Here is a 25,377-nt window from a genome sequence, read left to right as displayed (position 1 = left end):
GTCCCTTGGCGAGGGTCGCCCTGAGAAGACCATGGCAGCACGCCGAGCCTGAATCGATCACCCAGGCGAGGTCGAACGATGTTAGTTGCATCCGGCATCGAGGTTGGTAACGGGGCCGCCGTGGCCCTGCCCGTCGAAATCATCGGCCATATTCATAAAGTGATCGGTTGCGGTACGCTTACGCGAGCGACCGGCATCGCCACACAGGCGGTAGCTGGTGCGCTTGTCTACCGGGGCGACGTGCTGGAGACCGATGCCGACGGACAGATCACAATTGGCTTCCTCGACGGTACTTTCTTCAACATCGCCTGCGGCACTCGCGTAGTGCTGAGCGAGTTCGCCTTCGACGTCGAAGGCATGTCACCTGCAGCCTTGTTCGACGTGACCCGAGGGAGCTTCAGTTTCGTACCAGGCCGGCTAGTAGAAACCGGGTCATTCCAGCTGAATACCCCCATCGCAGCCATTCGCGCCCGGAGCCACGCGGGCGGCTTCGGGATGCTGACGCTTGCGGCATTGACTTTCTCGACCGCGCAAAATGCCGAGGCCGCGGATCCAGATGTCACATTCTTGGATGACGATTCCATCACTTACAAGGACCTCGCGCACGGTGCATTTGAGCTCGTGACCAAGGAACCGATCCCGCGCCACATCATCGTCGAGGATCCGGGCGAGACGATCGTCCTCAAGAAGGTGGGATCCACCATCAGCGTCAATCAAGTCGCGAACACCGCCGCTCGCATGGACGAGTTGCGCGCCGCGCAACAGGATGTGCTCGCCAATCTCACACAAGGGCAAGGGCCGCATGGCTCGAGCACCCCTCCGTTCGTCAAATCCCAGCCGCTGCAGCCGATCAACTTCGTTCCGCCTGATACGCCGGAGCTGCAGACTTTGCCGATTGTGTTGCCCTTCGCCATTCTGGAGCCTGTGGGACGTCTACCGCCGACGCTCAGCACCGGGGCTGGGCCAGCTGAACGCGACACGGTGGTGTTTGACACATTCACTGCGACAACAGGAACTTTCAGTGCCAGTAGCACCAACGGCGGCGGCCAGCTGACTTTCGGTGTCATCGGGGCGAACGCCGCTCATACGGTCCTGGATGGGGTGACGTACGATCTGTCGAAGACAAGCCCCTACGGGATACTCTACGTCAACAGCACAAGCGGCGCCTATACGTTCGTGCCTAACGACGCTGCGATCAACGCGCTGAAGGCGCCCACGACTGACGGTTTCGTTATCACGGTCTCTGATGGATTCACCTCGGTCAATCAGACGTTCACGGTCACCATTAACGGTGTCAACGACGCTGCAGTGATCTCCGGCACCACGACCGGTTCGATCATCGAGGCTGGCGGTATCGCGAATGGAACGCCCGGCACGCCGATTGCGACCGGCACCCTTTCCGATACCGACGTCGACGATCCGCCCAATACGTTCACGGCCGTGAGCTCGCCAACGACGAGCGCCGGCGGCTATGGCACTTTCACGATGACGGCGGCCGGCGTGTGGGTCTACACCTTGGACAACGCCAACGTCGCTGTGCAAGCGCTCAATGCCGGCGAGACGCTGACCGACAGCTTTACGGTGACCACGATCGGAGGCACCGCCCAGGTAGTGACGATCACCATCCACGGAGCCAGTGACGCGGCGGTCATTTCCGGCACGACGACCGGCGCAGTGATCGAGGCTGGCGGCATCGCCAATGCAAATCCCGGCACGCCCACCGCGACCGGCACGCTCATCGACACCGATGTCGACACGACCGCAAATGCTTTCACGGCAATCGGCTCGCCAACAGCGAGCGCAGCCGGCTACGGCAACTTCACCATGACGGCAGCGGGCGTGTGGACCTACACGCTCGACAACACTAACAGCGCGGTGCAGGCGCTCAATGCCGGCCAGACACTGACCGACACGTTCACCGTGACCACGCTGGACGGATCCGCCCAAGTAGTGACGATCACCATTCACGGCAGCAACGATGCTGCCGTCATTTCCGGCAACACCGCCGGCTCGGTGACCGAGGCCGGAGGCGCTTCCAACGCGACACCCGGCACGCCGAGCGCAACAGGCACGCTCGTTGCGATCGACGTCGACAATACGTCCAATACCTTCACAGCTGTGAGTTCGCCCAAGGCAAGCACGAATGGGTATGGCACCTTTACGATAACCGCCGCCGGCGTGTGGACCTATACGCTCGACAACGCCAACGGCGCGGTGCAGGCGCTCAATGTCGGCGGCGCGCTCACCGACAGTTTCTCTGTCACAACCCTCGACGGCACGCCGCAGGTGGTGACGATCACTATTCAGGGCAGCAACGACGCGGCTATCATTTCCGGCACCACGACCGGCTCAGTGACCGAGGCAGGAACTTTCTCACCCGGCATTCCGATCGCGACCGGCACGCTCACCGATACAGACGTCGACAACGCGCCGAACACGTTCACCGCAGTCTCCTCGCCTGCTGCGAGCGACGATGGATATGGCACGTTCACCATGACGGCGGCCGGCGTATGGACTTACACCCTCGACAACAACAACAGCGTGGTTCAGGCGCTCGAGGTCGGCGACCCGTTGACCGACACTTTCACCGTAACTGCCATCGACGGTACCAGGCAGGCGGTGACCGTCGCCATCCATGGCGCCAGTGACGCAGACCCGAATGACTTTGATTATCTGGCCACCGGATCTGTCGTGATCTCCGATCCACCCAACGTGTATGGGACGCCGGGGCCCGAAACCATCGCGGGCGGCGGCGACACAGGTCAGATCATCTACGCGGGGGCCGGCAATGATACCGTCAATGGCACCGGCAAAGCGGACGTTCTCTATAGCGGCTCCGGCAATGACACGATCAAAGGTAACGACGGGGATGACGCCATCTACGGGGGCTCGGGCAACGATACAATCAACGGCAACAACGGCGGCGACACCATAACTGGTGGATTTGGTGCGGACCAACTCACCGGCAGCAATGGGAACGACCGTTTCGCTTATTTGTTCGTAGCCGATTCCAACGCAAGCCAGTTCGACACCATCACCGATTTCGCATCGGGGTCCGACAAGATCGACTTGACCGCTCTTGGCGCGCTTGGGTTCGTCATCTTGGCCTTGAGCTCAACCAGCACGGCCGTGCCGGCACATACGATCGCCTGGCTCTATGACAGCGCGGCGAATGAAACCATCGTGTACGTCAATCCAACGGACCAGACCCTGCACATCGGCGATTCCGGTCTGCTCGAAATCCATTTGCAGGGGATTGCAACCATCGACGCGTCGGACTTCCTCTTGGCGCCAGCTGCGGCACCTGTGATGGCGGCTGCCAGCGAACCGCTCGACCTCAGCGCAACCGCGCAGAGTGACGCGACGATGATAGCCACTTCCGAGGTCTCGTCCGATTCCGGGAGCGGCGACGGCACGCTATCCGCCAATGGGAGTTCCACGATCCCCTCAAGTGAGGCGACCTACAGCCTGAATTGGAGCTGGGACCAGATCGGACCGACCGAATATTCCAGCCTCTCCAGTTCAGACGACGTGCAAACGCACCTGACCGAACCGCCCCGCAATGACGCATTAGCTCCCTCAGCCAGCGGACTGTCTACGATCTTGCACCACATGGCCGCACCGACGGAGGTCACTTTTATCTTCGATCAGATCGATGTGGCCGACACGGAGACTATCATTGGCAAGAATGGCGAGCTCGCCGGAAGTGCCCACATGCCTGATGTTGCTCTTGCAGCACTGGACATGGCCCACAACCCCGCTGAACAGCACGCCGGGCTTGCGCTGGGGAGCGTTGCCGGGAATCATGGCGCCGCGAGGTCGGAAAACGCTGACAATGCCGCTCTTGCTCACGGCCACACCGGCCATGACGGCGCAGACACGACGCCCAACCCGAGCCTGCTGAAATCGGCTGGCGGCGTCAATCATTCGCCCTCAAGTAAAGCGGCCGACGAGGAGCATGATCCGCACCATGCACCGTCTGGGTCAGCGCCTGCCGATCCCCAGCAGCTCGGCGAATCATTCGAATTCAAGGATGACACTTCACACGGCCGGCGGTCACTGCCCAACGCAGAGCTCGATGATCTTTCTAACCCGGCCGATCATCACGACCACGCTGGAGGGGCCCACGGATCCGAGCTGGTGGCTATGCCTGAACTGTCCCCGCCAAATATTGATCCAACTGACCGGGCAGGTACAGCTCACGGCCACGTGCTGCACGATCTGATCGTGTGACGCCCAACTGCGTCTTCAGTGCTGTTTCCGGTGCCATCCGGCGCGGAGGAGTTCTGTTGATCGAGAGAAGATTCATCATCGTTGCCGTCGACTCCTTCGGGCGGCGCTGCATGCTGATGGCTTAGCGCCGATATCCAGGCGGACGTCATCGCCGCTATGAGGACCCGGTTGACGGCCTCAATTACGCGTTCTGCTGCGGACGAGTAGTTCATGGCCTCCTCCTCCCGCGCTGCTGATTGCGAATGGCCCAAGCCTACGACGATCCCTCGAGTGCCACTGTCCGCTGCTTCACACCCGCGCGCGTCAACTCACCGCAGTCTCAGAAGATGCCGCGTGCGGCAGCTGCACCCGCGACGGGAGGTTGATGTGCTGCATTGATGAGTTGCTGAGCGCGCGCACTCACAACCTTGGAGGCGTTGCGCTTCGCACGCGACTCTGAATCAGATGTGATCTCGGCGATGCGAATCGATTGGTTAGCTTTGGGGGTAATCAATGAGCGGAGAAGCCGGTTGCATTGTGTGTAGCAGGGCAAGAGCGGTCGTAGCGATCGTTCCGATTGCCAGAGGATATGCCCTGAAAGTATATGAATGCTCCTGTTGTCATAGCACGCTGCAGCTCGTGACTCGCGTCACGAAGGCCGCGCTGATCAAGCAGCAGCTCAATACTCTTCCTCGCGTTGAGAAGCAGTTGCGCCCGCCTGTTCGCAGGGTGCAACAGGCGCTTGCAAACTAACCAAGCAAGGGCGTCTCGCTGGGCTGCAGTCGGACAACCGCGCGAACGCAGGTTGCCAAAGCACGCTTCGCCTCGCGCCCTCAATTCGGCTTTTGCGTCGGCTTGCCGTCGATCTTGGGCAGATCGCCGGCCGAGGCGGACTGATCTCCGCCGCCATTGGCCCGCCGGGCCATCTCGACGGTGAGCCGCTCGGCCGCCTCGGGCGACATCAGTCCGAGGATGTCCGACATCTTGCGCGGCGCGATGGCCGAGGCGATCTCGATCAGCACGCCCATCTCGAGCCGGTCGAACACCCGCGCGGCATCCTTCGGCTTCATGCCCTCATACATGGTGACGAGGCCCTTCATGCGCTGGGCTTCGGCCGCCTTCTGCTCGGCCTGGGTTGCGGAGATGCGGGTCTCCACCGCCTTCATCTCCTCGACCTTGTTCTCGATGCGCTTCTCGGCCGACTTCAGCAGGCTCTCGCGAATGTCGATCTCGCGCTGGCGGGCCTCGATCTCCTGGCGGCGCGCCTGCAATCGCTCGAGGATCGCGCGCTCGGCGGCCGAGACCTGCGGCTGGGCCTCGTCCATCTTGATCACGGTGCCTTCGGGCTTGCTTTCGGGAGCAGCCGGCTTCGGCGCCTCCTTGGGCGCGCCATGAGTCGATCCGGTGATGTCAGGATCCTCGCGACCGGTTGGGAAGTTCAGATTCTCCTGCGCCCAGGATTTCTTGGCTTGGTTCGGATTGTAGTCGAACACATAGCCGCCATTGATCGCGAGGCCCGCGACCTTCAGCGTGGCGAGACCTGCGACGGCCACCAGAACGACGGGGATGACGCGGATGTTACGAAAGGACTTCATACCCCTGACTTCATGCGGCAAGGCCGTTGGATCGCCGGCGCTCGGAGAAAGCTTCAGCCGCCGCCGCGACCGCCTTCGCCGTCGTAGGCTTGGCCGCGGGGACGGCAACCGTTTCCGGATTGGTGACGGGACGCGCGGCGGTCGCGATCTTGGACAGGCGCCGCACCACGTTGTCGGCCTCGCCGAGCTGCTTGTGGAGCTGGTCAGACATTTGCGTCGCTGCCGCGAGCTGGCTGCCGAGGTTCTCGTTAACGTCGCGCACGGCGAGCTTCAGTCCGCCGATCGCGCGCTCGGCGATTTCAGTCGCGGTGATCAGCTCGCCGATTACCGCCTTCAGCGAATGCTCGTCCGCCTTCAGCCGCGTCAGCCGCTTGTTGAGCATGACACAATAGACGATCGTCAGCATCAGCAGGATAGCCACCAGCGACTCGATCGCCATTCCCAGGGAGTGGTTCATGGGGCCTCTATCATCTTGTTCTGCTCGTCAACCTTCTCGAACATCGCAAGTGTCGTACTTGGCTTGCGCAGGGGTTTCGTCACCCGGATCGCGACCCGGTCGCCGACCCGGCCCATCCGTCCTTCGGTCAGGGTGACGCTGCCGCAGCGCACCGACACGTTGGCATCCGCGCGCATCTCGAGCGGCAGCGTGTCGCCGACCTTGAGCCGCATCAGCTGCTTGAGCGGAATGTCGGCCTCGTAGAGCACGGCGTCGACGGCGATCTCGGCCTGCACGATCTCGGTTGCGAAATGCCCCTCCCAGACCGGGTCGCGGCCGAACTTTTCGCCCATGAACATCTGGAGCAGGACGCCCCGGATCGGTTCAATGGTCGCGTAAGGCAGCAACAGCTCGATGTTGCCGCCGCGGTCTTCCATGTCGATGCGCAGGCGCACCAGGATCGCGGCGTTGGCGGGACGGCTGATCGCGGCGAATCGCGGATTGGTCTCGAGCCGGTCGATCGTGAAGGTCACTGGGGAGAGCGGCCGGAACGCCTGCTCGGCATCGGCCAGCACCACCTCGACCAGCCGCTTGACCAGCTCGGTCTCGATCGTGGTATAGGGCCGCCCCTCGATGCGGAGCTGGCTGGTGCCGCGGCGGCCGCCGAGCAGCACGTCGATCATCGAGTAGATCAGGTTGGAATCGACCGTCGCCATGCCGAAGTTTTCCCACTCCTCGGCCTTGAACACCGAGAGCACGGCCGGCAGCGGGATCGAGTTCATGTAGTCGCCGAAGCGCACCGAGGTGATGCGATCGAGCGAGACTTCGACGTTGTCGGAGGTGAAATTGCGCAAGCTCGTCGTCAACAGCCGCACCAAACGGTCGAAGACGATTTCGAGCATCGGCAGACGCTCGTAGGAGACCATCGCCGAATCGATGATCGCACGAATGCCGGAGTGGTCGTCGAGCGTGACATCGCCGACGGTGAAGCCGAGGAGATTGTCGATCTCCTCCTGCGACAGCACCCGCTCGCCGGAATTCTTGCCGCTGCCGAGATCGCGGCTGCCGTCCTCGACCATCGCCGCCCATTGCAGGGCCATGGTCTCGGAAAGTTCGTTCTCGGCGGCAGCCTTGGCGGCCTCCGCCGGATCCTCCGAATCGAGCGAGGCCTCCCATTGGGCGGCAATCGCATCCTGGTCCATCTGCTCGGTGCCGGCCATGGCGCTAGCTCATTCCCCTCACTGCACCACGACTTCCTTGAACAGCACCGCGCTGACCTGGATCGGGGCGACCGCCGCGTTGACGCGCTTGGTCAGTTCCTCCTTGAGGCGGAAGATGCCGGCGGAGCCGTTGAGGTCGGAGGGGCGAAGTTCGCGCACATAGGTCTGGAAGATGTCGGTGACGCGCGGCATCGTCGGCTTGATCGCCTCGATCTGCTTTTCTTCCTTCAGCTCCAGCACGATCTTCAACCGCAGATATTGCACGCGCTCGCCGGGCGCGCCGGCGAGGTTGACCATCATGTCGGGAACGTCGACGAAAGCCGGCGGCTTCGGCGGCGGCGCCGCCTCGGCATGGTGCTCGTCGTCGCCATGACGGAAGAAGAAGAACCACGTCGCAGCACCGCCGCCGAGGACGGCGAGCAGGCCGACGGCCATGATGATAAGCTTGAGCTTGTTCTTCGGCGGAGCGGCTTCCGCGCCGTCAGCGGCTGCGCCGCCTTCCGCTTCATTCTCTGCCATGATCGCCGCGCCCGGATCTCTCAAAGGGGTCGAAAGAGCGAAGCCTCAGACAGTGACGCGATACAAATGCCCCAGCGCGATGCGCTCCTCTTCATGGCAAACGCTACGGTAATAATGGTTAACGGAACCTTTCGATTGGGCCTCCGCTAGGAAAAATCTGCCGGGCAAACATGGCTAACAGAACCTTTCTGCCGCCCTCCCGCACCCCTCAAATTTCATCAAGTGCTTTAAATTACACGACTTTTAGAGTTGGCACGGCTTTCGCTGAGAAAGGGCCGAGACCCGACGGTTTGGGAGAACCAGACGGTCTCGTTCACGGGGTCCGCCAAGGCGCTTGGGAGAGCGAGGTGGCAGATCTCACTCAGGGGAGAATTCCGATGCAGAACGCGCTTCTGATCGGCTTGTCACGGCAGATGACGTTGGAACGGCAGATGGATGTCATCGCCAACAATGTCGCCAATGCCAATACCAACGGCTTCAAGGCCGACCATTCGCTGTTCGAGGAGTACCTCAACTCGAACGCGCGTGAGGACAATTTCCTCGGCTCCGACCGCCGGGTCTCCTATGTGCAGGACCGCGGCACCTTTCGCGACGTCGGCCAGGGGCCGATGGAGCCGACCAACAACCCGCTCGACATGGCGATCGACGGCAACGCCTATTTCGCGGTGCAGGCCAATGGCGGCGAGCGTTACACCCGCGACGGCAAGTTCTCGCTCAACAGCACCGGCCAGCTCGTCACCTCCGACGGCAACCTCGTGCTGAGCACCGCCGGCCCGATCACCTTCCAGCCGACCGACCACGACATCAACGTTGCACCCGACGGCACCGTCACCGTGCTCGAGGGCACGGCGAAGACCGACTCCATCCGCGGCAAGATCCGCATGGCCTCGTTCGACGATCCGGCCAAGCTGACCAAGCTCGGCGCCAACCTCTATGACATCGGCTCCGCCGTCCAGCAGGCCGACACCAAATCCAGCGTGCGCCAGGGCTACGTCGAGAAGTCGAACGTCAATGCGGTCGGCGAGATGAGCCGCATGGTCGAAGTCATGCGCAGCTACACCGCCATCGCCAGCCTGCTCCAGCAGCAGAGCGACCTCCACAAATCGGCGATCGAAAAGCTCGCCGACGTTCCGGCCTGATTGAAGGAGAACTGACATGCAGGCGCTTCACACCGCAGCGACCGGAATGGCGGCACAGGAACTCAACGTTCAGGTGATCTCCAACAACATCGCGAACCTCCGCACCACCGGCTTCAAGAAGCAGACCGCGGCGTTTCAGGACCTGATCTACGAGCACGTCCGCCGCGTCGGCGCGCAGTCATCCGACCAGGGCACCATCCTGCCGGTGGGCGTCGACATCGGCGGCGGCGTCAAGACCGTCGGCACGCCGCGCAGCATGACGCAAGGCACGCTGTCGCAGACCGGTAACGATCTCGACCTCGCGGTCTCGGGCGACGGCTTCTTCAAGATCCTGATGCCCGACGGCACCTACCAGTACACCCGCGACGGCACCTTCCAGATGGACAATCAGGGCCGCATTGTCACCGCACAGGGCAACCCGGTGCAGCCGACGATCACGATCCCGAACAACGCCTCGGGCCTGACCGTCAACGTCCAGGGCCAGGTCTCGGTGACCCTGCCGGGCTCGTCGACCTCGACCATCCTCGGCCAGATCGGCCTAACTCGCTTTATCAATAAGGCCGGCCTCCAGCCCGTCGGCAGCAATCAGTTCACCGAGACACCCTCCTCCGGCCCGCCGCAGGACGGCACCGCGACGGCCGAAGGTTACGGCAATATCACGCAAGGCAGCCTCGAGCAGGCCAATGTCGACGTCGTCTCGGAAATGAGCGACCTGATCGCGGCCCAGCGCGCCTACGAAATGAACGCCAAGGTGATCAGCGCCGCCGACCAGATGATGCAATCGACGACGGCGCTGTTCCGCTGAGGTGATGACCATGATCCGGACCACCCTCGCCACGATCTTCGCTCTGCTCGCGCTGGCACTGCCGGCAGCGGCGGCCGACGATTTCATCGCAGCGCCGACGCTGCGCGCGAGCGTCACCGTGACCTCGGACGTGGTGCGGGTCGGCGATCTCATCGACAACGCAGGATCTGCCGCGCTGATCCCCGTCTACCGCTCGCCCGATCTCGGCACCACCGGCGCACTGCCGGTCGCGCAGGTGTTGTCGGTGCTCCGCGCAAAACAGGTGATCGGCATCATGACCGGCGACATCAAAGAGGTCCAGGTCACCCGGCTCGCCCGCACGCTCGCCAGCAAGGACCTCGAAACCGCAGTCGCCTCCGCGCTCGAGCGCCGCTTCGGCCTCGGGGAAGCCGCCAACATCACCGTCACGTTCGACCGCGGCATCTCCGACATGCGGTTGGATGCCTCCAACACCGGCGCGCTCCAGCCGGTTGCAACCCGCTATGACGCCCGCAGCGGCCGTTTCGACGTCGCCTTCGAGATCAACAACGACAACAATCCGACGCCGACCAAGCTGCGCTTCACCGGCACCGCGATCGAGACGGTGGAAGTGGCCGTGCTGACGCGCGACATCGACCGCACCGAGCTCCTGAAATCTTCGGACGTCGCGCTGGAGCGCCGGCCGAAGGCCGAGGTCACCGGCGAGCCCGCCTCGCGCGATCGCACCGTCGGGATGCAGCTGCGCCGGCCGATGCGCGCCGGCATGCCGATCCACGTCGCCGACATCGTCAAGCCCGACTTCGTGGTGCGCGATCAGACCGTGACCATCATCTACCAGGTGCCCGGCCTCCACCTCACCACGCGCGGCAAGGCGATCGAGAGCGGCGCCGAGGGGGACACCGTCAGCGTGCTCAATTTGCAATCCAAGCGTACGCTGACCGGAACCGTCACCGGCCGCGGCCAGGTCACCGTCCAGGGCGCCAGCCAGTCCGCACCGATGACGCCCGCGATCGAGCAGACCTCGTCGATCAAGCGTGACGACGTGCCGGCGGCCGCAGCCCTCGCCCAAAGTCTGGTCCAAGCCCCTGTGTCTCCGGCCCAGATCGCACAAGCCCAGATCGCGCAAGTTCGCGTCTCGCAAGCTCCAGCCAAGTCAGAGTAAGTTCATGTCTCCGTTCAGTTCGGCTTTCCACCTTCGTCGCATCGCGATCTCTGCCCTGCTGCTGGCGACTTGCGCCCTCGCAACCGGCTGCTCCTCGATCGACCGCCTGTCGCAGATCGGCGAGCAACCGAAATTGTCGGCGATCGACAATCCGACGACGCAGCCCGGCTACAAGCCGGTGCAGATGCCGATGCCGAAGCCGGAAGTCGCCTCCTACAATCCAAACTCGCTGTGGCGCAACGGCAGCCGCGCTTTCTTCAAGGACCAGCGCGCCCGCCAGGTCGGCGACCTCCTGACGGTGACCGTGAACATCACCGACAAGGCCAACCTCTCCAACGAGACCCAGCGCAGCCGCACCAGCAAAGAAGACTCTGGAATTACGGACTTCATCGGCAGCCAGACAGTCACGCAGCCGCTCAAGGTTCTCCCCGGACGTCTTCTCACCACTGACTCGACATCCTCGGCCGACGGCAAGGGCTCGGTCAACCGCCAGGAAGCGTTGCAGACCAACGTCGCCGCGGTGGTCACGCAAGTGCTGCCGAACGGCAACCTCGTGGTCGAGGGCAAGCAGGAAATCCGCGTCAACTACGAGATCCGCGAGCTCGTGGTCGCCGGCATCGTTCGCCCCGAAGACATCCAGAGCGACAACACCATCGATTCCAGCAAGATCGCACAGGCCCGCATCGCCTATGGCGGCCGCGGCCAGATCATGGACGTGCAACAGCCGCGCTATGGCCAGCAGGTCATGGACGTGCTGCTGCCCTTCTAAGCTTCTTTAAGAGCTCCCACATCGTGTTCGCGAACCTAGGCGCGAACGACGATGTACGACGCGGCCTCCGGTAGCTCCCCTGCCGGAGGCCGCATGTATTTTGGAGGTGGATGCTAGCGGGCTGTGAGTCAGGTCGCGCCATAGAAACGACGTCGCTGCCTCAAACACCGTCGCAATGACGAGCTTGCCGGGCGCTATCTACTCTCCCCCCCTGTCATCGTCCGCGAAGGCGGACGAACGATCCAGTACTCCAAGGCGCCCGTTGCTAAATCGATGCGGCGCGGCTTACTGGATTCGCCGCCTTCGCGCGGAATGACAGCATAGAATGCCGTAGCCCCCTCACGTAAACTCCGCCTCCACCGTCCCCAATCCGTCCAGCTCCATGCGCACCTTGTCGCCGGCCTTCAGCCAGAGCGTCTTCACCAGGCTGCCGGTGAGCACGAGCTGTCCCGCATGCAGGCTCTTGCCTTCGGCGGCGAGATGGTTGGCGAGCCAGGCGAGTGCGTTGTGGGGATGACCGAGCACGTCGGCGCCGGTGCCTTGGCTCACCTCCTCGCCGTTGACGATGGCCCCCCCCTTCACCGCGTTCAGATCCGGCACCGACGAGCGCGGAACCAGGGGCCCCAGCACGCAGCCCGCGGCGAAGAAATCGTCGGCGATCAGCGTCGGCGCCCCCATCGTCTCCCACTTCACGTAGCGATCGTCGACGATCTCGATCGCGGGATGGTAGGCGTCGACGGCCTCGCCGACCCATTCGGCCGTGAACGGCGCCTCGCCGGCGGCAAGGTCGCGCTTCAGCCGCACCGCGATCTCGCATTCGACGCCGACGCGGACATAGTTGGACGCGGCGAGCTTGGCGCCGCTGTCATGGACGCCGTTCTGGAACACGCCGCCGCCGCAAGGGTGCGGGATACCGATGTAATCCTGCATCACCTGGCTGGTGCAACCGATTTTGTAGCCGACGAGCGGCCCGACATGAGGCAGCAGGAGATCGTGCAGCGCGCGCTGGACCTGATAACCCTCGGCTTCGTCCGTGGGGGGGCGCTTCAGCGCCGCGAGCGGCGCATGGTTGCGGCGCGCCTGCGCGATCGCCTTTGCGGCTTCGAGAATCCTGTCCATCGGCGCCGCCTCCCACGCTACGCAACATTGCGGCTCAGTTCAGCATTCCCGCCCGCGCCTGACAAGCGCTGCTCGGCGCTGGGCCGAGCCGATTACGGGGGCTCCCGCCGCTTAAGAAAATATTGAGTTGGTTCGGGCCTTATGGAGCCGCGCGCCAGGCCCACTCGCCCCACGCAGCACCGAGGCTCGGATTGCAGCGATGCGTGAAGCCGCTGCGGCGGCGCATCAAGTTGCCGGTCGATCTCGTTGATGCGACTCGCAAAACCCTCCCCGCAGCTGAAGTGAATGTTGTTTCTCATGTGAACTCATGTGAGCTTGCAGGAATCGACGCTACCTCATTGATCCTGATTCATATTTCGCGATCATGAGACGGGCGCCTTGTCGTGGTGCCTGAACCAGCACCACGACAGGCCAAGCGAAGCTGCTCGCCTCAGGCGTAGCCGAGCGCGATCCGGATCGCAATTTCGACCGGCGAGTAGTCATGGTCTACACGGTCCAGCCGATAGGGCTCGGCCGGAGGAAGGTCGGGCTGTGCCATGAAGCGTGGTGTCCGTCCGCGGTGCTTTTGCGCAGCGTGCACCAGGAAAGGATGGCACAGATAGACCGTGCCCGCCTCGCCCGTCGCAAGGGCGATCTCGCAATCGGCCCCCATGTCATCCAGCACCATCCGCGCACGACCCGCCTCTCCCGCCGGCGCGAGATAGCGCGCCATCGGCATGTGCGAGCCGCTCCTGATCCGCGTCGGCGCGTCGTGCTCGCCAACATCGGAGAACAGGAACAACATCAGCAGCGCGCGGCCGCGCGAGACAATATTGGCTCGCCACGCCGAATAGTCGTGCCGCTCGTTGGGGTCGCAGTCCTCGCCGGGAAAGCTGAGGTCGATGTGCCAGCCAGCATCGCCGGGATCGTCCGGATGTGGGAAGCGCACCGCAAAGGTGCCGCCGATATCCTTGCGCGCCCGCCAACGGCCGGCGCCGACCAGCTGGTCGAACGCGCGATGCAGCACCGGCATGTTGGCGATCTCTCGAAATGGCGGACCGCCATAGCCGGACAGCCGGATCACAGGGCGCGTCCAGGTCGACGGATCGTGTTCGCTGCACGGTAGATCGCGCCACAGGATGGCTCGTGCTTGCTCGGCGAGTGCGCGGGGAAAGGCGTTGTCGATCCGGACAAAGCCCTGTTCAATGAATTCCTGGATTTGCGCAGGCTCAAGGGCAAGCGCGTCATCTCGATCGCTCATGATTATTGTCTCTCAAGCTATCGCCAGCCATCCTTGGGCCCGCGTCATGCGGAGCCTGGCCGGCTCATTTCGGTTCACTGGAGTCAGGCCAGGCGGCAGCCTGCGCGGTCGATCAGCGCTTCCGGCTGGAAGCGGGATCAGCCCAAGCGATATTGAGAGTGCGAATCATCATAGCGGCGCGATCTACGCGCCAAACCAGCGGCGTTCAAGCGACGCCCTGCCTCCAAAAACAAAGAGCCGCAACTCTGCGGCTCGGGCTCTATTCGTCGCGATAGACCTTCTCGCGCTTCTCGTGGCGCTCCTGCGCCTCCACCGAGAGCGTCGCGATGGGCCGGGCCTCGAGCCGCTTCAACGAGATCGGCTCGCCGGTTTCCTCGCAATAGCCGTAGGTGTTGTCCTCGATGCGCTGAAGCGCGGCGTCGATCTTCGCGATCAACTTGCGCTGGCGGTCGCGGGCGCGAAGTTCGATGGCACGGTCGGTTTCAGACGAAGCCCGATCGGCGAGATCGGGGTGGTTCACGTTCTCCTCCTGCAGGGCTTGCAGGGTGAGCTTGGACTCTTTGAGGATCTCATCCTTCCAGGCGAGGAGCTTCAGACGAAAGTACTCCTTCTGCCGGTCGTTCATGAAAGGCTCTTTGTCGGTCGGACGGTAGTTTTTCAACTTTTCCAAAGGGCGGCCTATCTGTCTAAGCAACGACTCGCAAACGGAACGGGGTCCGTCGAGCGGGGCGTTATATAGCGGCCTCCTGTGACAGACAATATTTCCCTGCCGCCTCGGTCGCCGCCCCCAAGCCCTTGCACAGGAAGGTTTATCCGCAAAGGCCCGGGGGCGGCTGACAGCTCAGTAGCCGACCGTGAAACGCTGCCTCGGATGGGCCGGCCGCTCGATCTCGTCGGCGAGCGCAATGGCGTAGTCGGCGAAGGTGATCCAGCTCTTTCCGTTCGCATCTGCGAGAAGCTGGTCGCTCCCGAGCCGGAACTTGCCCGTCCGCTCGCCCTCGACGAACAGCGCCGACGGCGAGATGAAGGTCCAGTTCAGGTCCTTTTCCTGCCGCAACAGGTCCAGGAAGGCCCCGCCCTTTTCCGCCTCCGCCTTGTACTGGGCGGGAAAGTTGGGAGTCGTCACCAGTTTCACGCCCGGCGCCACTTCCAGGCTGCCGGCGCCACCGACAACGAGGTAGCGGCCAACCTTGGAGTCCTTCGCAGCGCCGATCAGCCGGAGCGGGTCGCTGGCCAGGAAGTGCACGGAACTCACGGCGACGTCGTGCCCATCCCACAGCTTGGCAAGGCCGGCCTGATCGCGCACGTCGCCCCTGGTGGGCGTGACGTTCGGCAGGGCGGCGATCTTTTCGGGGTTGCGAGCAATGGCGGTGACGCTATGGCCGCGACGAGACAATTCTCTGGTGATTTCCGACCCGGCCCGGCCCGAGGCGCCGGCAACTGCGATTTTCATGGAAGGCTCCTTTGCTTCTCTAGTACCTAGTAGTAACTTGATATCGCAAAGAATGCTGGTGTTAAGAGAGCACTTCGTGCTTACCTGATAACGCTGGAGTAACCGGCGAGCATATTCGCAAAGCACTAGGATGGAATCCGAGGACTCGACGATGAAGCCAGACGTCTATGCAGCGAACTGTCCGACGCGCCAGATCCTCGATCGCGTCGGCGACAAATGGGCGGTGCTGATCCTCTTGCTGCTGCGCGAGCAGCCGATGCGTTTCAATCAGTTGCGCCGCACGATCGAAGGCATTTCACAGAAGATGCTGAGTCAGGTTCTCAAATCGCTCGAACGCGACGGCCTGATCAGGCGCCGCGCCATCGCGACGGTGCCTGTCACGGTGGAATATTCGATCACGCAGCTCGGGCTGACGCTGGCGGCGGCGGTCGATCCCCTGCGCGATTGGGCCGAGCAGAATTTGAAGGACGTGCTCGCTGCCCAGCGCCGCTACGACGCACAACAGAAGGAGGAAGCGGCGTAGGCGCTCTCGCAGGAGCGCGCTCTGCACCCCAACCTCCGCTGTCATGCCCCGGCTTGCCGCCTTCGCTAAGCTCCGGCGGGCCGAGTACTCTTGTGGCCCCGGCGTAGCGTTGGCGGAGACGGGACCGGGCCATCCAGTCCGCCGCGGCTTCTTGAATCAACAACGTCTGTCTCTGGAATACTGGATCGCCCGCCTACGCGGGCGATGACAGCCTGCCTGTCTTACGCCCGGCCGGCCTTCGCCAGTTCGACCTCCACGCGCAGCTCGATCTCCGAGAGCACGGAATCAAGTCCGGGATCGCCCGACGACGACTTCAGGTTCGCCGCCGCGTCGCGCAGCCGCATCACGGTCGAGGCGTCGAGATTGCCGGAGAGGAGCCCCATCTTGAGATCGTCAAGCACGTCGAGCGCAGTCTTGCCGCGGGCGACCGAGCGCTTGCGGCGCGCGACCGGATCTTCTTCGACGCCTTGCAGTGCGAGCAACGCATCGATGTTCCCGGCGGCTTTCGGCGCGGCAGCGCTCCGCGTCTCCTGCGCCGACGAGGTGTCGGGCAGGACAAAGGTGCCGGAACCCGTCCGCCGGGCCTGGCTGGCCGTCGTTCCAAGCGTGGTGCCGTTCGGTCCGTAGATGCGCATCGCAGCAATCCGGGTGGTCGATGCCTCACCTTCGCCGTTTTATGGTTAACGGCGCGTAAACGGCTCGGCAAAATCTGCCGACAGGCGGCAGTTTCGCTCCTCAGGGCGAACGCCGGCTGACACCGGTCGGAACAGATTTACTCAACCTATTCAGCCATCTACCCTGCTGCCCTCGCTTGGCACGGCGCTCGCAAGGAAAGCGCCGGACCAGCTCGTCATGGGAGTGTCGCAGACGGTCCTTTGATTTGAGGAGCCCTTTTTGGGGGGGACCTTTGGGGAGCAGAGGATGCCAGGCGTTCGTTGGGTGAGGATTGTTGGGGTGGCCTGTGCCGCGCTGTCGGCGCTGGCGCTCTCGGTCACGCCTGCAAGCGCGACATCGCGCATCAAGGACCTCGCCAATATCGAGGGCGTGCGGCAGAACCAGCTCATCGGCTACGGCCTCGTCGTCGGCCTCAACGGCACCGGCGACACGCTCAATAACATCCCCTTCACCAAGCAATCGCTGCAGGCGATGCTCGAGCGCATGGGCGTCAACATCCGCGGCGCCACCATCCGCACCGGCAACGTCGCCGCTGTGATGGTGACGGGCAATTTGCCGGCGTTCGCCACCCAGGGCACGCGCATGGACGTCACTGTCTCCGCGCTCGGCGACGCCAAGAACCTCCAGGGCGGCACCCTGCTCGTCACCCCCCTGCTCGGCGCCGACGGCAACGTCTATGCGGTCGCGCAGGGCTCGCTCGCGATCTCCGGCTTCCAGGCCGAGGGCGAAGCGGCGAAAATCGTGCGCGGCGTGCCGACCGTCGGGCGCATTGCCAACGGCGCCATCATCGAGCGCGAGATCGAGTTCGCGCTCAATCGCCTGCCGAACGTCCGCTTGGCGCTGCGCAACGCCGACTTCACCACCGCCAAACGCATCGCGGCCGCCGTCAACGACTATCTCGGCGTCAAGACCGCCGAGCCGATCGACCCCTCGACGGTGCAGCTGTCGATACCACCGGAGTTCAAGGGCAACGTCGTCGCCTTTCTCACCGAGATCGAGCAGCTCCAGGTCGATCCCGATCTCGCCGCCAAGATCGTCATCGACGAGCGCAGCGGGATCATCGTGATGGGCCGCGACGTCCGCGTCGCCACGGTTGCGGTGGCGCAGGGCAACCTCACCGTGACGATCTCCGAGAGTCCCCAGGTGAGCCAACCCAACCCGTTGTCGCGCGGGCGGACCGTGGTTGCGCCGCGCAGCAGCGTCACCGTCACCGAGGACGGGAAGAAACTGGCCGTCGTCAAGGACGGCGTATCGCTCCAGCAACTCGTCGACGGCCTCAATGGCCTCGGCATCGGTCCCCGCGACATGATCAGCATCCTCCAGGCGATCAAGGCCGCCGGCGCGATCGAAGCCGACATCGAGGTGATGTGATGCAGACCGGCGCAATCAACACCCCGCGCGTCGCCAACGCTTCGGCCTTCTCGGTCGAGAGCCGCAACGGCCGGCCGGATTTCGAGCTCGCGAGTGCCTTGCAAAAGGTCTCGCCGCAACAGCAGGCCAAGGCGCAGAAGACCGCCACCGATTTCGAGGCGATGTTCCTCAACAGCATGTTCTCGCAAATGACCTCCGGCCTGAAGGGCGAAGGCCCATTCGGCGACACGCCTGGAACCGGGGTGTGGCGCTCGATGCTGACGGAGCAATATTCGAAGAACTTCGCCAGTGCCGGCGGCGTCGGTGTTGCCACCGAAGTCTACCGCACCCTGATCATGCAGCAGGCGAAAACGATCCGCACGGCATAAGGTCAACCGAGATGAACCATTCCCACGCCTCACGTCAGCCGATGCAAGCGCAGCGCCCAAACCCTGTGCATGGCAGCGCCGAGGCACGTAAGATCGGCGAGAACCTGATGGATGCTATGAGCGCCCTGCTCGGACTGATCGAGCGCGAGACCGAGCTCGTCCGCGCCGGCAACGTCCGCGAGGCGATGACGCTCGAGGGCAAGAAGCAAGAGTTGTCGCGCAACTATGTTGGCGCCGTCAGCCAGCTGAAAGCGAACCAGGCCCAGCTCGCCAAATCCGCGCCCGAGTTGCTCTCGACGTTGCATCGCCACCACGATGCGTTCCGCGCCATGCTTCAGGTCAACCTCACCGTGCTCGCCACCGCACACGCGGTGTCCGAGAGCGTTGTGCGCGGCGTCAATGCCGAGATCCAGAAGCGCAACGTGCCGAACACCTATACGGCTGCGGGTCGTCGCGCGGCCCCTGGCCCGCGCCACATCACGCCGCTCGCGGTCAGCCGCTCGCTCTGAGCGCCCGCAAGAACAAGAGACAATTTTACGAAAAACCGCGCGGCGATGTCGTCGCGCGGTTAGGCACGTTTGCTTACCCGGTCTTCAGTCCTGGTGTTCCATGCTTGCGCAATGAGAGGGGTTGGGATTTGACTCAATACTAGGCAACCAGGAGGCTGCCAATGAGTACAGATTTCAGCATCCGGCCGGTGGGGATCCCGGCCCCCGTGCAGATCGTACCGACGTCCAACGCGGCGGCGAACGAGGCTGTGCAAACTGATCTTCCGGTGCGGCAGACGGTCGCCGCCAGCGATACGGGCGCGCCCGTGCGCAATGATCCGCCAAACCACGAGAACGTCTCGCGCCAGGTCGTGTTCGACCAGGCGGCCGCATCCTTCGTCTTCCAGGTCGTCAACGACAAGACCGATGCGGTGGTCAACCAGTTCCCCGACGAAGCGATGCTGCGCCGGCGGGCCTATTTCCATGCGCTGGATCTGAAGTCCGAACCCTCGCGCCCGCTCAGCACCGACCGCAGCGCCTGACGATCAAGCGTCGAGCGGCGTAACGGCAATATCGAAATAGGTCTGGCTTGCCGCATCTGTCGGCGTGACCTTGGCCCGCACTCGACAGAATGCTCGACCATGACGCAGACGGCTTGCTGTCACGGCCTTCCGGACAGACCAGCTGCGATATTGCGGTTGATCTCGATCAGCGGACGGAAGTGATCGAACTGCGGGCTCATCTGCAGCGCGGCGGTCTGGCTCAGCACGAAGACGCTGATGTTGGCGATCTTCTGCCGGACGTCGATCGGTTGCGGATTGTTGTCGCGCATCGCCTCGCTCAAGAAGATGGTCCAGAGCTTGCGGTTGAACATCAGGGCCTGCATGGTCTGCTCGCTGAGCGGATCGGCGTTGTTCACCGCATCCTGAAGCTTGTTCGCGGCCTTGAGCAGGGTTTGAGCCTCGATGTCGCGAGGAGATGCAGTGGTCGTTGCAACACGCGCGTAGGCCGAGGCAGCGGAATTCGACATCAATCACACCCTGGAGGTTACCTAGCGCGTTGAACGCGCTTAAGGATTTCTTTCCCGACCCTAGGCAGCACCGCTTAAGATTTTGCTTACGTGACGAGTGGAAGGACTCCGGATTATTACGGTCGCGGAGTCCTTCGTCACCGCAAGGCTAGATGCGCGCACGCATGCTGTAAACACGCCTCGCACGACGCGCATCAATCTCGGCTAATCCTGCCTTAGCGATCTCCATAAAAACGGCGGAGCGTGAGCCCCGCCGTGATGTTCAATTCAGTATCTTGCATCGTGAAATTAGCGGAGCAGCTGGAGCACGCTCTGCTGGGACTGGTTGGCCAGCGATAGCGCGGAGACTGCGATCGACTGCCGGGTCGACAGCGCCTGGCTGTTGGCCGCTTCCTCGTTGGTATCGGCGAGCGTCAGGTTCGACGAGCCGGTCTGGAGCACGTTGATCAGGTTCTTGGAGAAGTCCTGACGCACCTGCACGATCGAGAGGTTGGAGCCGAGAGCAGAGCCTTCCGAGCGTAACGTGCTCGAGGCCGCATTGAGGCTCGCGAGCACCCTGTTGGTGGCGCCGTTGTCGATGAAATCGACGCCGTTGACGAGATTGGACAGGCCGAGGCCCGCCGCGTTGAACACCACGCCATTGATGCCGAGCGTCGAGCTGCCGGTCTCATTGAAGATCAGCTTCAGCGTGTCGCCGTTGAGCAGGTTGACGCCGTTGAAGGAGGCGTCCTGCGACGTCGTGTCGATCTGGGCCAGGATGTTGTTGAACTGGTTGACCAGGTTCGAGCGCGCCGTCTGCGCGACCGGATCCTGGATCGGCGGCTGGGCCGTCGTAAAGGCAACCGTACCGGTGATCGTACCACCGACGACGCCGCCGGCCGCCACCGAGCCGAGCGTCGAAGACGCGTATTCGTTCACGGTGGTGATCGTGAGCACGCCGTTGGCGTCGATTGTCGCCGTGAGGTGATTCGCCTGAAGCTGCGAGTTCAGCTGATCGAGTGTCTTGACGGTGCCGTTGGTGCCGTCGCCGAAGGTGACGTTGACCGCCGTGCCGCCGTTGAAGGAGGTAAATGTCAGGGTCTTGCCCGAGATGCTGCCTACTCCCGGCGCGCGTCCCGCGGTGAAGGCCGTGCCGGTGCCGGTGGGACCGGTCAGACCGAACGAGGACAGCGCGTTGCCGGTTCCAGTGATCGACAGATCCGCCGTGGTGCCGGTGCTGAGCTTGAGAGCGCCATTCACGACCGAGGACAGCGACGAACCGCTCGCCGCAACCACGGCGCCGCTGCTGACGATGCCGGCCCCCGAAGCCAGATCGATCGCGTTCAACGAATCCTGAACGTTTCCGCCCTGGAGATACACGACGGAGTTGCCGTTGTTGTCCGTCACGATGTTGCCGATCTTGGTGGAGCCTGTCGGCGCGGCAGCAGGAGCGGCCGCATTCTTGAACGTGACCGTCTTGCCATCCACATTGAGCGTGGAGCCGTCCTGAACGAGAGTGCCGAGCGTCGCCGAAGTCGTCAGGCGCGCCTTGGTCACATTGACATTGCCGGACCCGGTCGCGGTTGTCAGACCGAGCGCCTTGAGGAAGTCGGCCTTGCCGGTGATGCTGAGGTCGGCGCCGGTACCAGTGGTGAGGGTGAGAACACCAGAGGTGATGGAGGCGTTGGCGCCGGACGAGCTCGACAGCGTCGCGGTGCCGCCCGTGATGGCAGCCTTTTGCACGCCACTTGCAAGGTCGATCGCATCCATCACGTCCTGGACGGTTGCGGCCGGAGCGGCGTTTGTTCCGAGATAGACAGTCGAGTTGCCATTGCCGTCCGTGACGACGTTGTTGTTCTTGCCGGAGCCGGCAGGAACGTTGGCCACCGCGGGCGCAGCGCCGGCCCTGAATGTGATGGTCTTGCCGTCCACGACGAGCACATCACCATCAGACGGAGCACCGTTCGTCGCGATAGTGCTCGCGCTGGGCGTGCCGAGCAGCGTCAGACCCGCAGCCAGGCTGGCCGCGGTGCCGGCACCATCAGGAGCAGCCGAGCCGACCAGCGACTGCGAGATGCCGCCGAGCGTGGTCGTGGTGGTCGCCGGTGTCGTACCGCCAGCGGTACCGTTGGTGACCACATTGCCGGTTGCCGTTGCGTATGTATAGCTCGTGGTGCCGCGCAGATCAGCCGGCGTCGCGCCAGGGATCGTGGTCGAGATGTTCGACTTGGTCGAGTAGCCGACCGTGGTCTGGAGCGCCTGGTTGGCGATCGACTTGGCGCTGTCGATCAGCTTCTGCAGCGAGGTGATGCCGGTGTTGGCGGCCTGCAACACCTGCACACCGTTGTTGATGCCGTCGAGGAGATTGCTGATATCGCTCGCCCTATTGTCCAACCCCTGTGCCGTGAAGAAGTTGGTCGGGTTGTCGAGCGCGGTGTTGACCTTTTTCCCGGTCGAAAGGCGCTGCTGCGTCGTGGACAGCAGGTCGGCCGTCGACTGCAGCGACAACAGGTTCTGGCGAACTGACGCCGAGAGAACGATGTTGGACATTGGCGAGTCTTCCTCTTGAACCGGGTACGAATCGGCCGCGCGGTCTCGAAAGCGGGCTTCTGTCCAGTTTTAGGAGGTGTCCTTTAAAGTATGGTTAACGCCGGTTTAAGCGATAGGGTTAATAGCGGGTGAACGCCCCTGCCCGCCTCCGGACGCAAAAAAGAGCGGCGGGAAAATAGCCCCGCCGCTCGATTTTATCCAGTTAGTTCAGTCGCTTATTAGCGGAGCAGCTGGAGCACGCTCTGCTGCGAGGTGTTGGCCAGCGACAGCGCGGAGACCGCGATCGACTGCCGGGTCGACAGTGCCTGGCTGTTCGCTGCCTCGACGTTAGTGTCGGCCAGCGTCAGGTTGGACGAGCCGGTCTGCAGCACGTTGATCAGGTTCTTGTTGAAGTCCTGACGGATCTGCACCACCGACAGGTTTGAGCCGAGCGCCGAGGCCTCCGAGCGCAGCGTGCTGGACGCGGCATTCAGATTGGTCAGCACCCGGTTGGTGGCAGCGTTGTCGATGAAGTCGACACCGACTGTCAGCGCGGCGAGACCCAAACCCTTCGAGTTGTAGGTCACGCCGGTGATGTTCAGGCTCGACTTGCCGGTTTCGTCGAACACCAGCTTGAGCTGGTCGCCATTCAAGAGGTTGACGCCGTTGAAAGAGGAGTCGACGGAGGTGGTGTCGATCTGGTTCAGGATGTTGTTGTACTGCGACACCAGATTTGCGCGAGCCGACTGAGCCACCACGTCCTGGACCGGTGGGGAGGCGGTCGTGAACGTCAGCGTGCCGGTGATCGTACCGCCGATCGCGCCGCCAGCCGTCGCTGAACCAATCGTCGACGACGCGTAGTCGTTGGATGCCGTGATAGTGAGTTGACCGTTGGCATCGATCGTCGCGGCCAGGTTGTTGGCCTGAAGCGCGGTGTTGAGTTGATCGAGGGTCTTGACCGTTCCGTTGGTGCCGTCGCCGAAGGTGACGTTGACCGCCGTACCGCCGTTGAAGGAGCTGAAGGTCAAGGTCTTGCCGTTGATGCCGCCGGTGCCGGAGGTGCGGGCCGCGGTAAACGCCGAGGACGTACCGGTGTTGCCGGCAAGACCGAGCGCGGACAGCGCGTTGCCGGTGCCGGTGATCGACAGGTCGGCATTGACGCCGGTGGACAGCTTGAGCTGGCCGGAGGCGTTGATCGACGAAGCCGTCTGACCCGAGGCGGTCGCAAGCGTACCGCCGCCGCTGCCGTTGAGCGTGAAGGTCTGCACGCCCGTGGCGAAGTCGATCGCCTTCAGCACGTCGGCGATCGTCGAGCTCTGCAGGTAGACCGTCGAGTTGCCGTTGCCATCGGTGACGACGTTACCCGACACGCCCTGGGTGGAGGCCAGCGAAGCCGCCGTCGGCGTCGGACCGTCCTTGAAGGTGATGACATGGCCATCGACGTTCAGGGTCGAACCCGACGAGATGAACGACGACAGGGTCGCCGAGCTCGTGGTACGGGCCGCCGTCGCAGTGACGCTGCCGGCGCCGGTCGCGCTGGTCAGGCCGAGCTTGTTGAGGATGTCGGCCTTGCCCGTTACGCTGAGGTCAGAACCGATCGTGCTCTTCAGGACGAGCGCACCGCCGCCGCTGACGGACGAGATCGTCTGGCCGCTGTTGACCGTCAGGGTCCCGGCAACGTTGCTCTGCACCCCGCTGGCGAGGTCGATGGCAGTCAGGACGTCGCCTACCGCAGCCTTCGTGCCCGAACCGAGATAGATCGTCACGTTACCGCTGGTGTTGTCCGTGTAGACGTTACCGGTCGTGATACCGGTGGCAGCGACCCGGGTCTGACCGGTCGGGGCGGTCGTGGGCACGTCGCCGGCGGCAAAGGTGATGGTCTTGCCGTTGACGGTGAACGTGTCGCCCGCGGCAACGCCGGCGTTGGCGTCGCCAGCGGTCGCTGTGCCGTTCAGCAGGCTCGCACCAGTGGTCGCAGCGTTGATGACGGTTCCCGTATTCGTGCCCTGAACGCCACCGAGCTTGGTACCGGACGCAGCAGCGGTTACACCGCCGGCCGCACCGCTGTAGAGCACGTTGCTCAGCGCATCCGCGCTGGTGTAGCTGGTCGTGCCACGCAGATCCGAAGCTGTCGCACCGGCGATCGTGGTGGAGACGTTGGACTTGGTGGAATAGCCGACGGTGGTCTGAAGCGCCTGGTTGGCGATCGACTTGGCGCTGTCGATCAGCTTCTGCAGCGAGGTGATGCCGGTGTTGGCAGCCTGCAGCACCTGCACGCCGTTGGCGATGCCGTCGAGCAGATTGTTGATGTCGCTGGCGCGGTTGTCGAGCGACTGTGCCGTGAAGAAGTTGGTGGGATTGTCCAGAGCCGAGTTGACGCTCTTGCCGGTCGACAGACGGTTCTGGGTGGTGGCGAGAAGATCGGCGGTGGACTGGAGAGAGAGCAGGTTCTGACGAACCGATGCGGAGAGGACGATACCGGACATGACACTGTTACCTTTCTGGTAAACGACGCTACTGTTACGCGTCAGCTTGGATCGAGATCGACCCAGCGACCGGCGGACCGTGGCGCCGAGACCTCTAACGAAACATGAAATGAAATCCGTGCTTTTGCCGGGCCGTGCGTGATTCGGGCGTGGAAGTTGCGCACATCGCCGCACCGCCACAACAGATACAACATTGATAATGTTGCACTTTCCCGCGCATACGCCGGCGATTTACAGCTCGTTAACTAATTCCGGGCGAGAATCACGCCCTGATGAGCCG

Annotated in this window: 22 protein-coding genes; 10 read left to right on the top strand and 12 right to left on the bottom strand. The window is 63.3% G+C overall.

What is annotated here, in order from left to right; all coding sequences use genetic code 11:
* The first annotated feature begins 78 nt into the window (after nt 1–78).
* Nucleotides 79–4,233 (top strand): VCBS domain-containing protein, encoded by a 4,155-nt coding sequence (locus IVA78_RS32100; protein ID WP_247469414.1) that lies wholly within the window; start codon nt 79–81, stop codon nt 4,231–4,233.
* An 812-nt stretch (nt 4,234–5,045) separates the two neighbouring features.
* Here IVA78_RS32100 and IVA78_RS32095 read toward each other — a convergent pair.
* Genes IVA78_RS32095 through fliL form a run of 4 tightly spaced genes read right to left on the bottom strand, consistent with a single transcriptional unit; the run spans nt 5,046 to nt 7,982 of the window.
* On the bottom strand, nt 5,046–5,807 hold the full coding sequence (locus IVA78_RS32095) for a flagellar protein FlbB (RefSeq protein WP_247421840.1): 762 nt from the start codon (nt 5,805–5,807) through the stop codon (nt 5,046–5,048).
* Between the two features lie 10 nt (nt 5,808–5,817).
* The gene (locus IVA78_RS32090; RefSeq protein ID WP_247421842.1) at nt 5,818–6,264 is read right to left on the bottom strand and encodes a DUF6468 domain-containing protein; all 447 of its coding nucleotides are present in this window, start codon (nt 6,262–6,264) and stop codon (nt 5,818–5,820) included.
* On the bottom strand, nt 6,261–7,463 hold the full coding sequence (gene fliM, locus IVA78_RS32085; RefSeq protein ID WP_247278069.1) for a flagellar motor switch protein FliM: 1,203 nt from the start codon (nt 7,461–7,463) through the stop codon (nt 6,261–6,263). Before fliM ends, IVA78_RS32090 begins: the two co-directional genes overlap by 4 nt.
* An 18-nt stretch (nt 7,464–7,481) precedes the next feature.
* On the bottom strand, nt 7,482–7,982 hold the full coding sequence (fliL, locus tag IVA78_RS32080; protein ID WP_247278070.1) for a flagellar basal body-associated protein FliL: 501 nt from the start codon (nt 7,980–7,982) through the stop codon (nt 7,482–7,484).
* A 377-nt stretch (nt 7,983–8,359) separates the two neighbouring features.
* On the opposite strand from fliL, the gene flgF reads away from it, so the two are divergent.
* From flgF to flgH, 4 genes are read left to right on the top strand one after another with little or no spacing between them, the layout of a single operon-like run.
* Nucleotides 8,360–9,121 (top strand): flagellar basal-body rod protein FlgF, encoded by a 762-nt coding sequence (gene flgF, locus IVA78_RS32075; RefSeq protein ID WP_247421844.1) that lies wholly within the window; start codon nt 8,360–8,362, stop codon nt 9,119–9,121.
* 16 nt (nt 9,122–9,137) lie between these two features.
* The gene (gene flgG, locus IVA78_RS32070) at nt 9,138–9,926 is read left to right on the top strand and encodes a flagellar basal-body rod protein FlgG (RefSeq protein ID WP_247278072.1); all 789 of its coding nucleotides are present in this window, start codon (nt 9,138–9,140) and stop codon (nt 9,924–9,926) included.
* 10 nt (nt 9,927–9,936) lie between these two features.
* Nucleotides 9,937–11,067 carry a flagellar basal body P-ring formation chaperone FlgA gene (gene flgA, locus IVA78_RS32065; protein ID WP_247469412.1) on the top strand — a complete coding sequence of 377 codons (1,131 nt, stop codon included), beginning with the start codon at nt 9,937–9,939 and terminating at the stop codon, nt 11,065–11,067.
* 4 nt (nt 11,068–11,071) lie between these two features.
* Nucleotides 11,072–11,836: a flagellar basal body L-ring protein FlgH gene (gene flgH, locus IVA78_RS32060; RefSeq protein ID WP_247300082.1), complete on the top strand. Its 765-nt coding sequence runs from the start codon at nt 11,072–11,074 to the stop codon at nt 11,834–11,836.
* A 339-nt stretch (nt 11,837–12,175) separates the two neighbouring features.
* On the opposite strand, the gene IVA78_RS32055 is transcribed toward flgH, so the two are convergent.
* The 4 genes from IVA78_RS32055 to IVA78_RS32040 all read right to left on the bottom strand — a co-directional run bounded on the left by IVA78_RS32055 (nt 12,176) and on the right by IVA78_RS32040 (nt 15,648).
* Complete coding sequence (locus tag IVA78_RS32055) at nt 12,176–12,955, bottom strand: fumarylacetoacetate hydrolase family protein (RefSeq protein ID WP_247421849.1); 780 nt, start codon at nt 12,953–12,955, stop codon at nt 12,176–12,178.
* 430 nt (nt 12,956–13,385) lie between these two features.
* On the bottom strand, nt 13,386–14,195 hold the full coding sequence (locus IVA78_RS32050; RefSeq protein ID WP_247449109.1) for a phytanoyl-CoA dioxygenase: 810 nt from the start codon (nt 14,193–14,195) through the stop codon (nt 13,386–13,388).
* 259 nt (nt 14,196–14,454) lie between these two features.
* Nucleotides 14,455–14,820 carry an RNA polymerase-binding protein DksA gene (gene dksA, locus IVA78_RS32045; RefSeq protein WP_085966600.1) on the bottom strand — a complete coding sequence of 122 codons (366 nt, stop codon included), beginning with the start codon at nt 14,818–14,820 and terminating at the stop codon, nt 14,455–14,457.
* 216 nt (nt 14,821–15,036) lie between these two features.
* Nucleotides 15,037–15,648 carry an NAD(P)-dependent oxidoreductase gene (locus tag IVA78_RS32040; RefSeq protein ID WP_247421854.1) on the bottom strand — a complete coding sequence of 204 codons (612 nt, stop codon included), beginning with the start codon at nt 15,646–15,648 and terminating at the stop codon, nt 15,037–15,039.
* A gap of 151 nt (nt 15,649–15,799) precedes the next feature.
* Here IVA78_RS32040 and IVA78_RS32035 point away from each other — a divergent pair, with 151 nt between their 5' ends.
* Entirely contained in the window at nt 15,800–16,171 is a 372-nt protein-coding gene (locus IVA78_RS32035) for a helix-turn-helix domain-containing protein (RefSeq protein WP_247421857.1), read from the top strand.
* A 221-nt stretch (nt 16,172–16,392) separates the two neighbouring features.
* Here IVA78_RS32035 and IVA78_RS32030 read toward each other — a convergent pair whose 3' ends face one another.
* On the bottom strand, nt 16,393–16,806 hold the full coding sequence (locus tag IVA78_RS32030) for a flagellar assembly protein FliX (RefSeq protein WP_247421860.1): 414 nt from the start codon (nt 16,804–16,806) through the stop codon (nt 16,393–16,395).
* A gap of 286 nt (nt 16,807–17,092) precedes the next feature.
* Between IVA78_RS32030 and IVA78_RS32025 the strand changes: the two genes are divergently transcribed.
* The 4 genes from IVA78_RS32025 (at nt 17,093) to IVA78_RS32010 (ending at nt 19,615) form a co-directional block, all read left to right on the top strand.
* Complete coding sequence (locus IVA78_RS32025) at nt 17,093–18,217, top strand: flagellar basal body P-ring protein FlgI (RefSeq protein ID WP_247278668.1); 1,125 nt, start codon at nt 17,093–17,095, stop codon at nt 18,215–18,217.
* Nucleotides 18,217–18,585 (top strand): flagellar assembly peptidoglycan hydrolase FlgJ, encoded by a 369-nt coding sequence (gene flgJ, locus IVA78_RS32020; protein WP_247421864.1) that lies wholly within the window; start codon nt 18,217–18,219, stop codon nt 18,583–18,585. Before IVA78_RS32025 ends, flgJ begins: the two co-directional genes overlap by 1 nt.
* Nucleotides 18,586–18,596: 11 nt before the next feature.
* A complete protein-coding gene (locus IVA78_RS32015) occupies nt 18,597–19,094 on the top strand; it encodes a hypothetical protein (protein ID WP_247300105.1) in 498 nt (165 codons plus the stop codon).
* 161 nt (nt 19,095–19,255) lie between these two features.
* Nucleotides 19,256–19,615 (top strand): hypothetical protein, encoded by a 360-nt coding sequence (locus IVA78_RS32010; protein ID WP_247334423.1) that lies wholly within the window; start codon nt 19,256–19,258, stop codon nt 19,613–19,615.
* A gap of 119 nt (nt 19,616–19,734) precedes the next feature.
* Here the strand turns inward: IVA78_RS32010 and flaF are convergent, their stop codons facing one another.
* From flaF to IVA78_RS31995, 3 genes are all read right to left on the bottom strand, one after another.
* Nucleotides 19,735–20,103 carry a flagellar biosynthesis regulator FlaF gene (flaF, locus tag IVA78_RS32005; RefSeq protein WP_008554779.1) on the bottom strand — a complete coding sequence of 123 codons (369 nt, stop codon included), beginning with the start codon at nt 20,101–20,103 and terminating at the stop codon, nt 19,735–19,737.
* Nucleotides 20,104–20,391: 288 nt separating this feature from the next.
* Nucleotides 20,392–22,632 carry a DUF1522 domain-containing protein gene (locus tag IVA78_RS32000; RefSeq protein WP_247449110.1) on the bottom strand — a complete coding sequence of 747 codons (2,241 nt, stop codon included), beginning with the start codon at nt 22,630–22,632 and terminating at the stop codon, nt 20,392–20,394.
* 218 nt (nt 22,633–22,850) lie between these two features.
* Nucleotides 22,851–25,097: a DUF1522 domain-containing protein gene (locus IVA78_RS31995; RefSeq protein WP_247458424.1), complete on the bottom strand. Its 2,247-nt coding sequence runs from the start codon at nt 25,095–25,097 to the stop codon at nt 22,851–22,853.
* Between the last annotated feature and the right edge of the window lie 280 nt (nt 25,098–25,377).

The organism is Bradyrhizobium sp. 137, assembly GCF_023074095.1.
Taxonomy (GTDB): Bacteria; Pseudomonadota; Alphaproteobacteria; order Rhizobiales; family Xanthobacteraceae; genus Bradyrhizobium.
This window is presented reverse-complemented; position numbering and strand designations above follow the sequence as displayed.

Excerpts from the sequence above, each read along its gene's own strand:
- IVA78_RS32100 (WP_247469414.1), top strand. The coding sequence starts at position 79 with ATGTTAGTTGCATCCGGCATCGAGGTTGGTAACGGGGCCGCCGTGGCC.
- IVA78_RS32095 (WP_247421840.1), bottom strand. The coding sequence starts at position 5,807 with ATGAAGTCCTTTCGTAACATCCGCGTCATCCCCGTCGTTCTGGTGGCC.
- IVA78_RS32090 (WP_247421842.1), bottom strand. The coding sequence starts at position 6,264 with ATGAACCACTCCCTGGGAATGGCGATCGAGTCGCTGGTGGCTATCCTG.
- fliM (WP_247278069.1), bottom strand. The coding sequence starts at position 7,463 with ATGGCCGGCACCGAGCAGATGGACCAGGATGCGATTGCCGCCCAATGG.
- fliL (WP_247278070.1), bottom strand. The coding sequence starts at position 7,982 with ATGGCAGAGAATGAAGCGGAAGGCGGCGCAGCCGCTGACGGCGCGGAA.
- flgF (WP_247421844.1), top strand. The coding sequence starts at position 8,360 with ATGCAGAACGCGCTTCTGATCGGCTTGTCACGGCAGATGACGTTGGAA.
- flgG (WP_247278072.1), top strand. The coding sequence starts at position 9,138 with ATGCAGGCGCTTCACACCGCAGCGACCGGAATGGCGGCACAGGAACTC.
- flgA (WP_247469412.1), top strand. The coding sequence starts at position 9,937 with ATGATCCGGACCACCCTCGCCACGATCTTCGCTCTGCTCGCGCTGGCA.
- flgH (WP_247300082.1), top strand. The coding sequence starts at position 11,072 with ATGTCTCCGTTCAGTTCGGCTTTCCACCTTCGTCGCATCGCGATCTCT.
- IVA78_RS32055 (WP_247421849.1), bottom strand. The coding sequence starts at position 12,955 with ATGGACAGGATTCTCGAAGCCGCAAAGGCGATCGCGCAGGCGCGCCGC.
- IVA78_RS32050 (WP_247449109.1), bottom strand. The coding sequence starts at position 14,195 with ATGAGCGATCGAGATGACGCGCTTGCCCTTGAGCCTGCGCAAATCCAG.
- dksA (WP_085966600.1), bottom strand. The coding sequence starts at position 14,820 with ATGAACGACCGGCAGAAGGAGTACTTTCGTCTGAAGCTCCTCGCCTGG.
- IVA78_RS32040 (WP_247421854.1), bottom strand. The coding sequence starts at position 15,648 with ATGAAAATCGCAGTTGCCGGCGCCTCGGGCCGGGCCGGGTCGGAAATC.
- IVA78_RS32035 (WP_247421857.1), top strand. The coding sequence starts at position 15,800 with ATGAAGCCAGACGTCTATGCAGCGAACTGTCCGACGCGCCAGATCCTC.
- IVA78_RS32030 (WP_247421860.1), bottom strand. The coding sequence starts at position 16,806 with ATGCGCATCTACGGACCGAACGGCACCACGCTTGGAACGACGGCCAGC.
- IVA78_RS32025 (WP_247278668.1), top strand. The coding sequence starts at position 17,093 with ATGCCAGGCGTTCGTTGGGTGAGGATTGTTGGGGTGGCCTGTGCCGCG.
- flgJ (WP_247421864.1), top strand. The coding sequence starts at position 18,217 with ATGCAGACCGGCGCAATCAACACCCCGCGCGTCGCCAACGCTTCGGCC.
- IVA78_RS32015 (WP_247300105.1), top strand. The coding sequence starts at position 18,597 with ATGAACCATTCCCACGCCTCACGTCAGCCGATGCAAGCGCAGCGCCCA.
- IVA78_RS32010 (WP_247334423.1), top strand. The coding sequence starts at position 19,256 with ATGAGTACAGATTTCAGCATCCGGCCGGTGGGGATCCCGGCCCCCGTG.
- flaF (WP_008554779.1), bottom strand. The coding sequence starts at position 20,103 with ATGTCGAATTCCGCTGCCTCGGCCTACGCGCGTGTTGCAACGACCACT.
- IVA78_RS32000 (WP_247449110.1), bottom strand. The coding sequence starts at position 22,632 with ATGTCCAACATCGTTCTCTCGGCGTCAGTTCGCCAGAACCTGTTGTCG.
- IVA78_RS31995 (WP_247458424.1), bottom strand. The coding sequence starts at position 25,097 with ATGTCCGGTATCGTCCTCTCCGCATCGGTTCGTCAGAACCTGCTCTCT.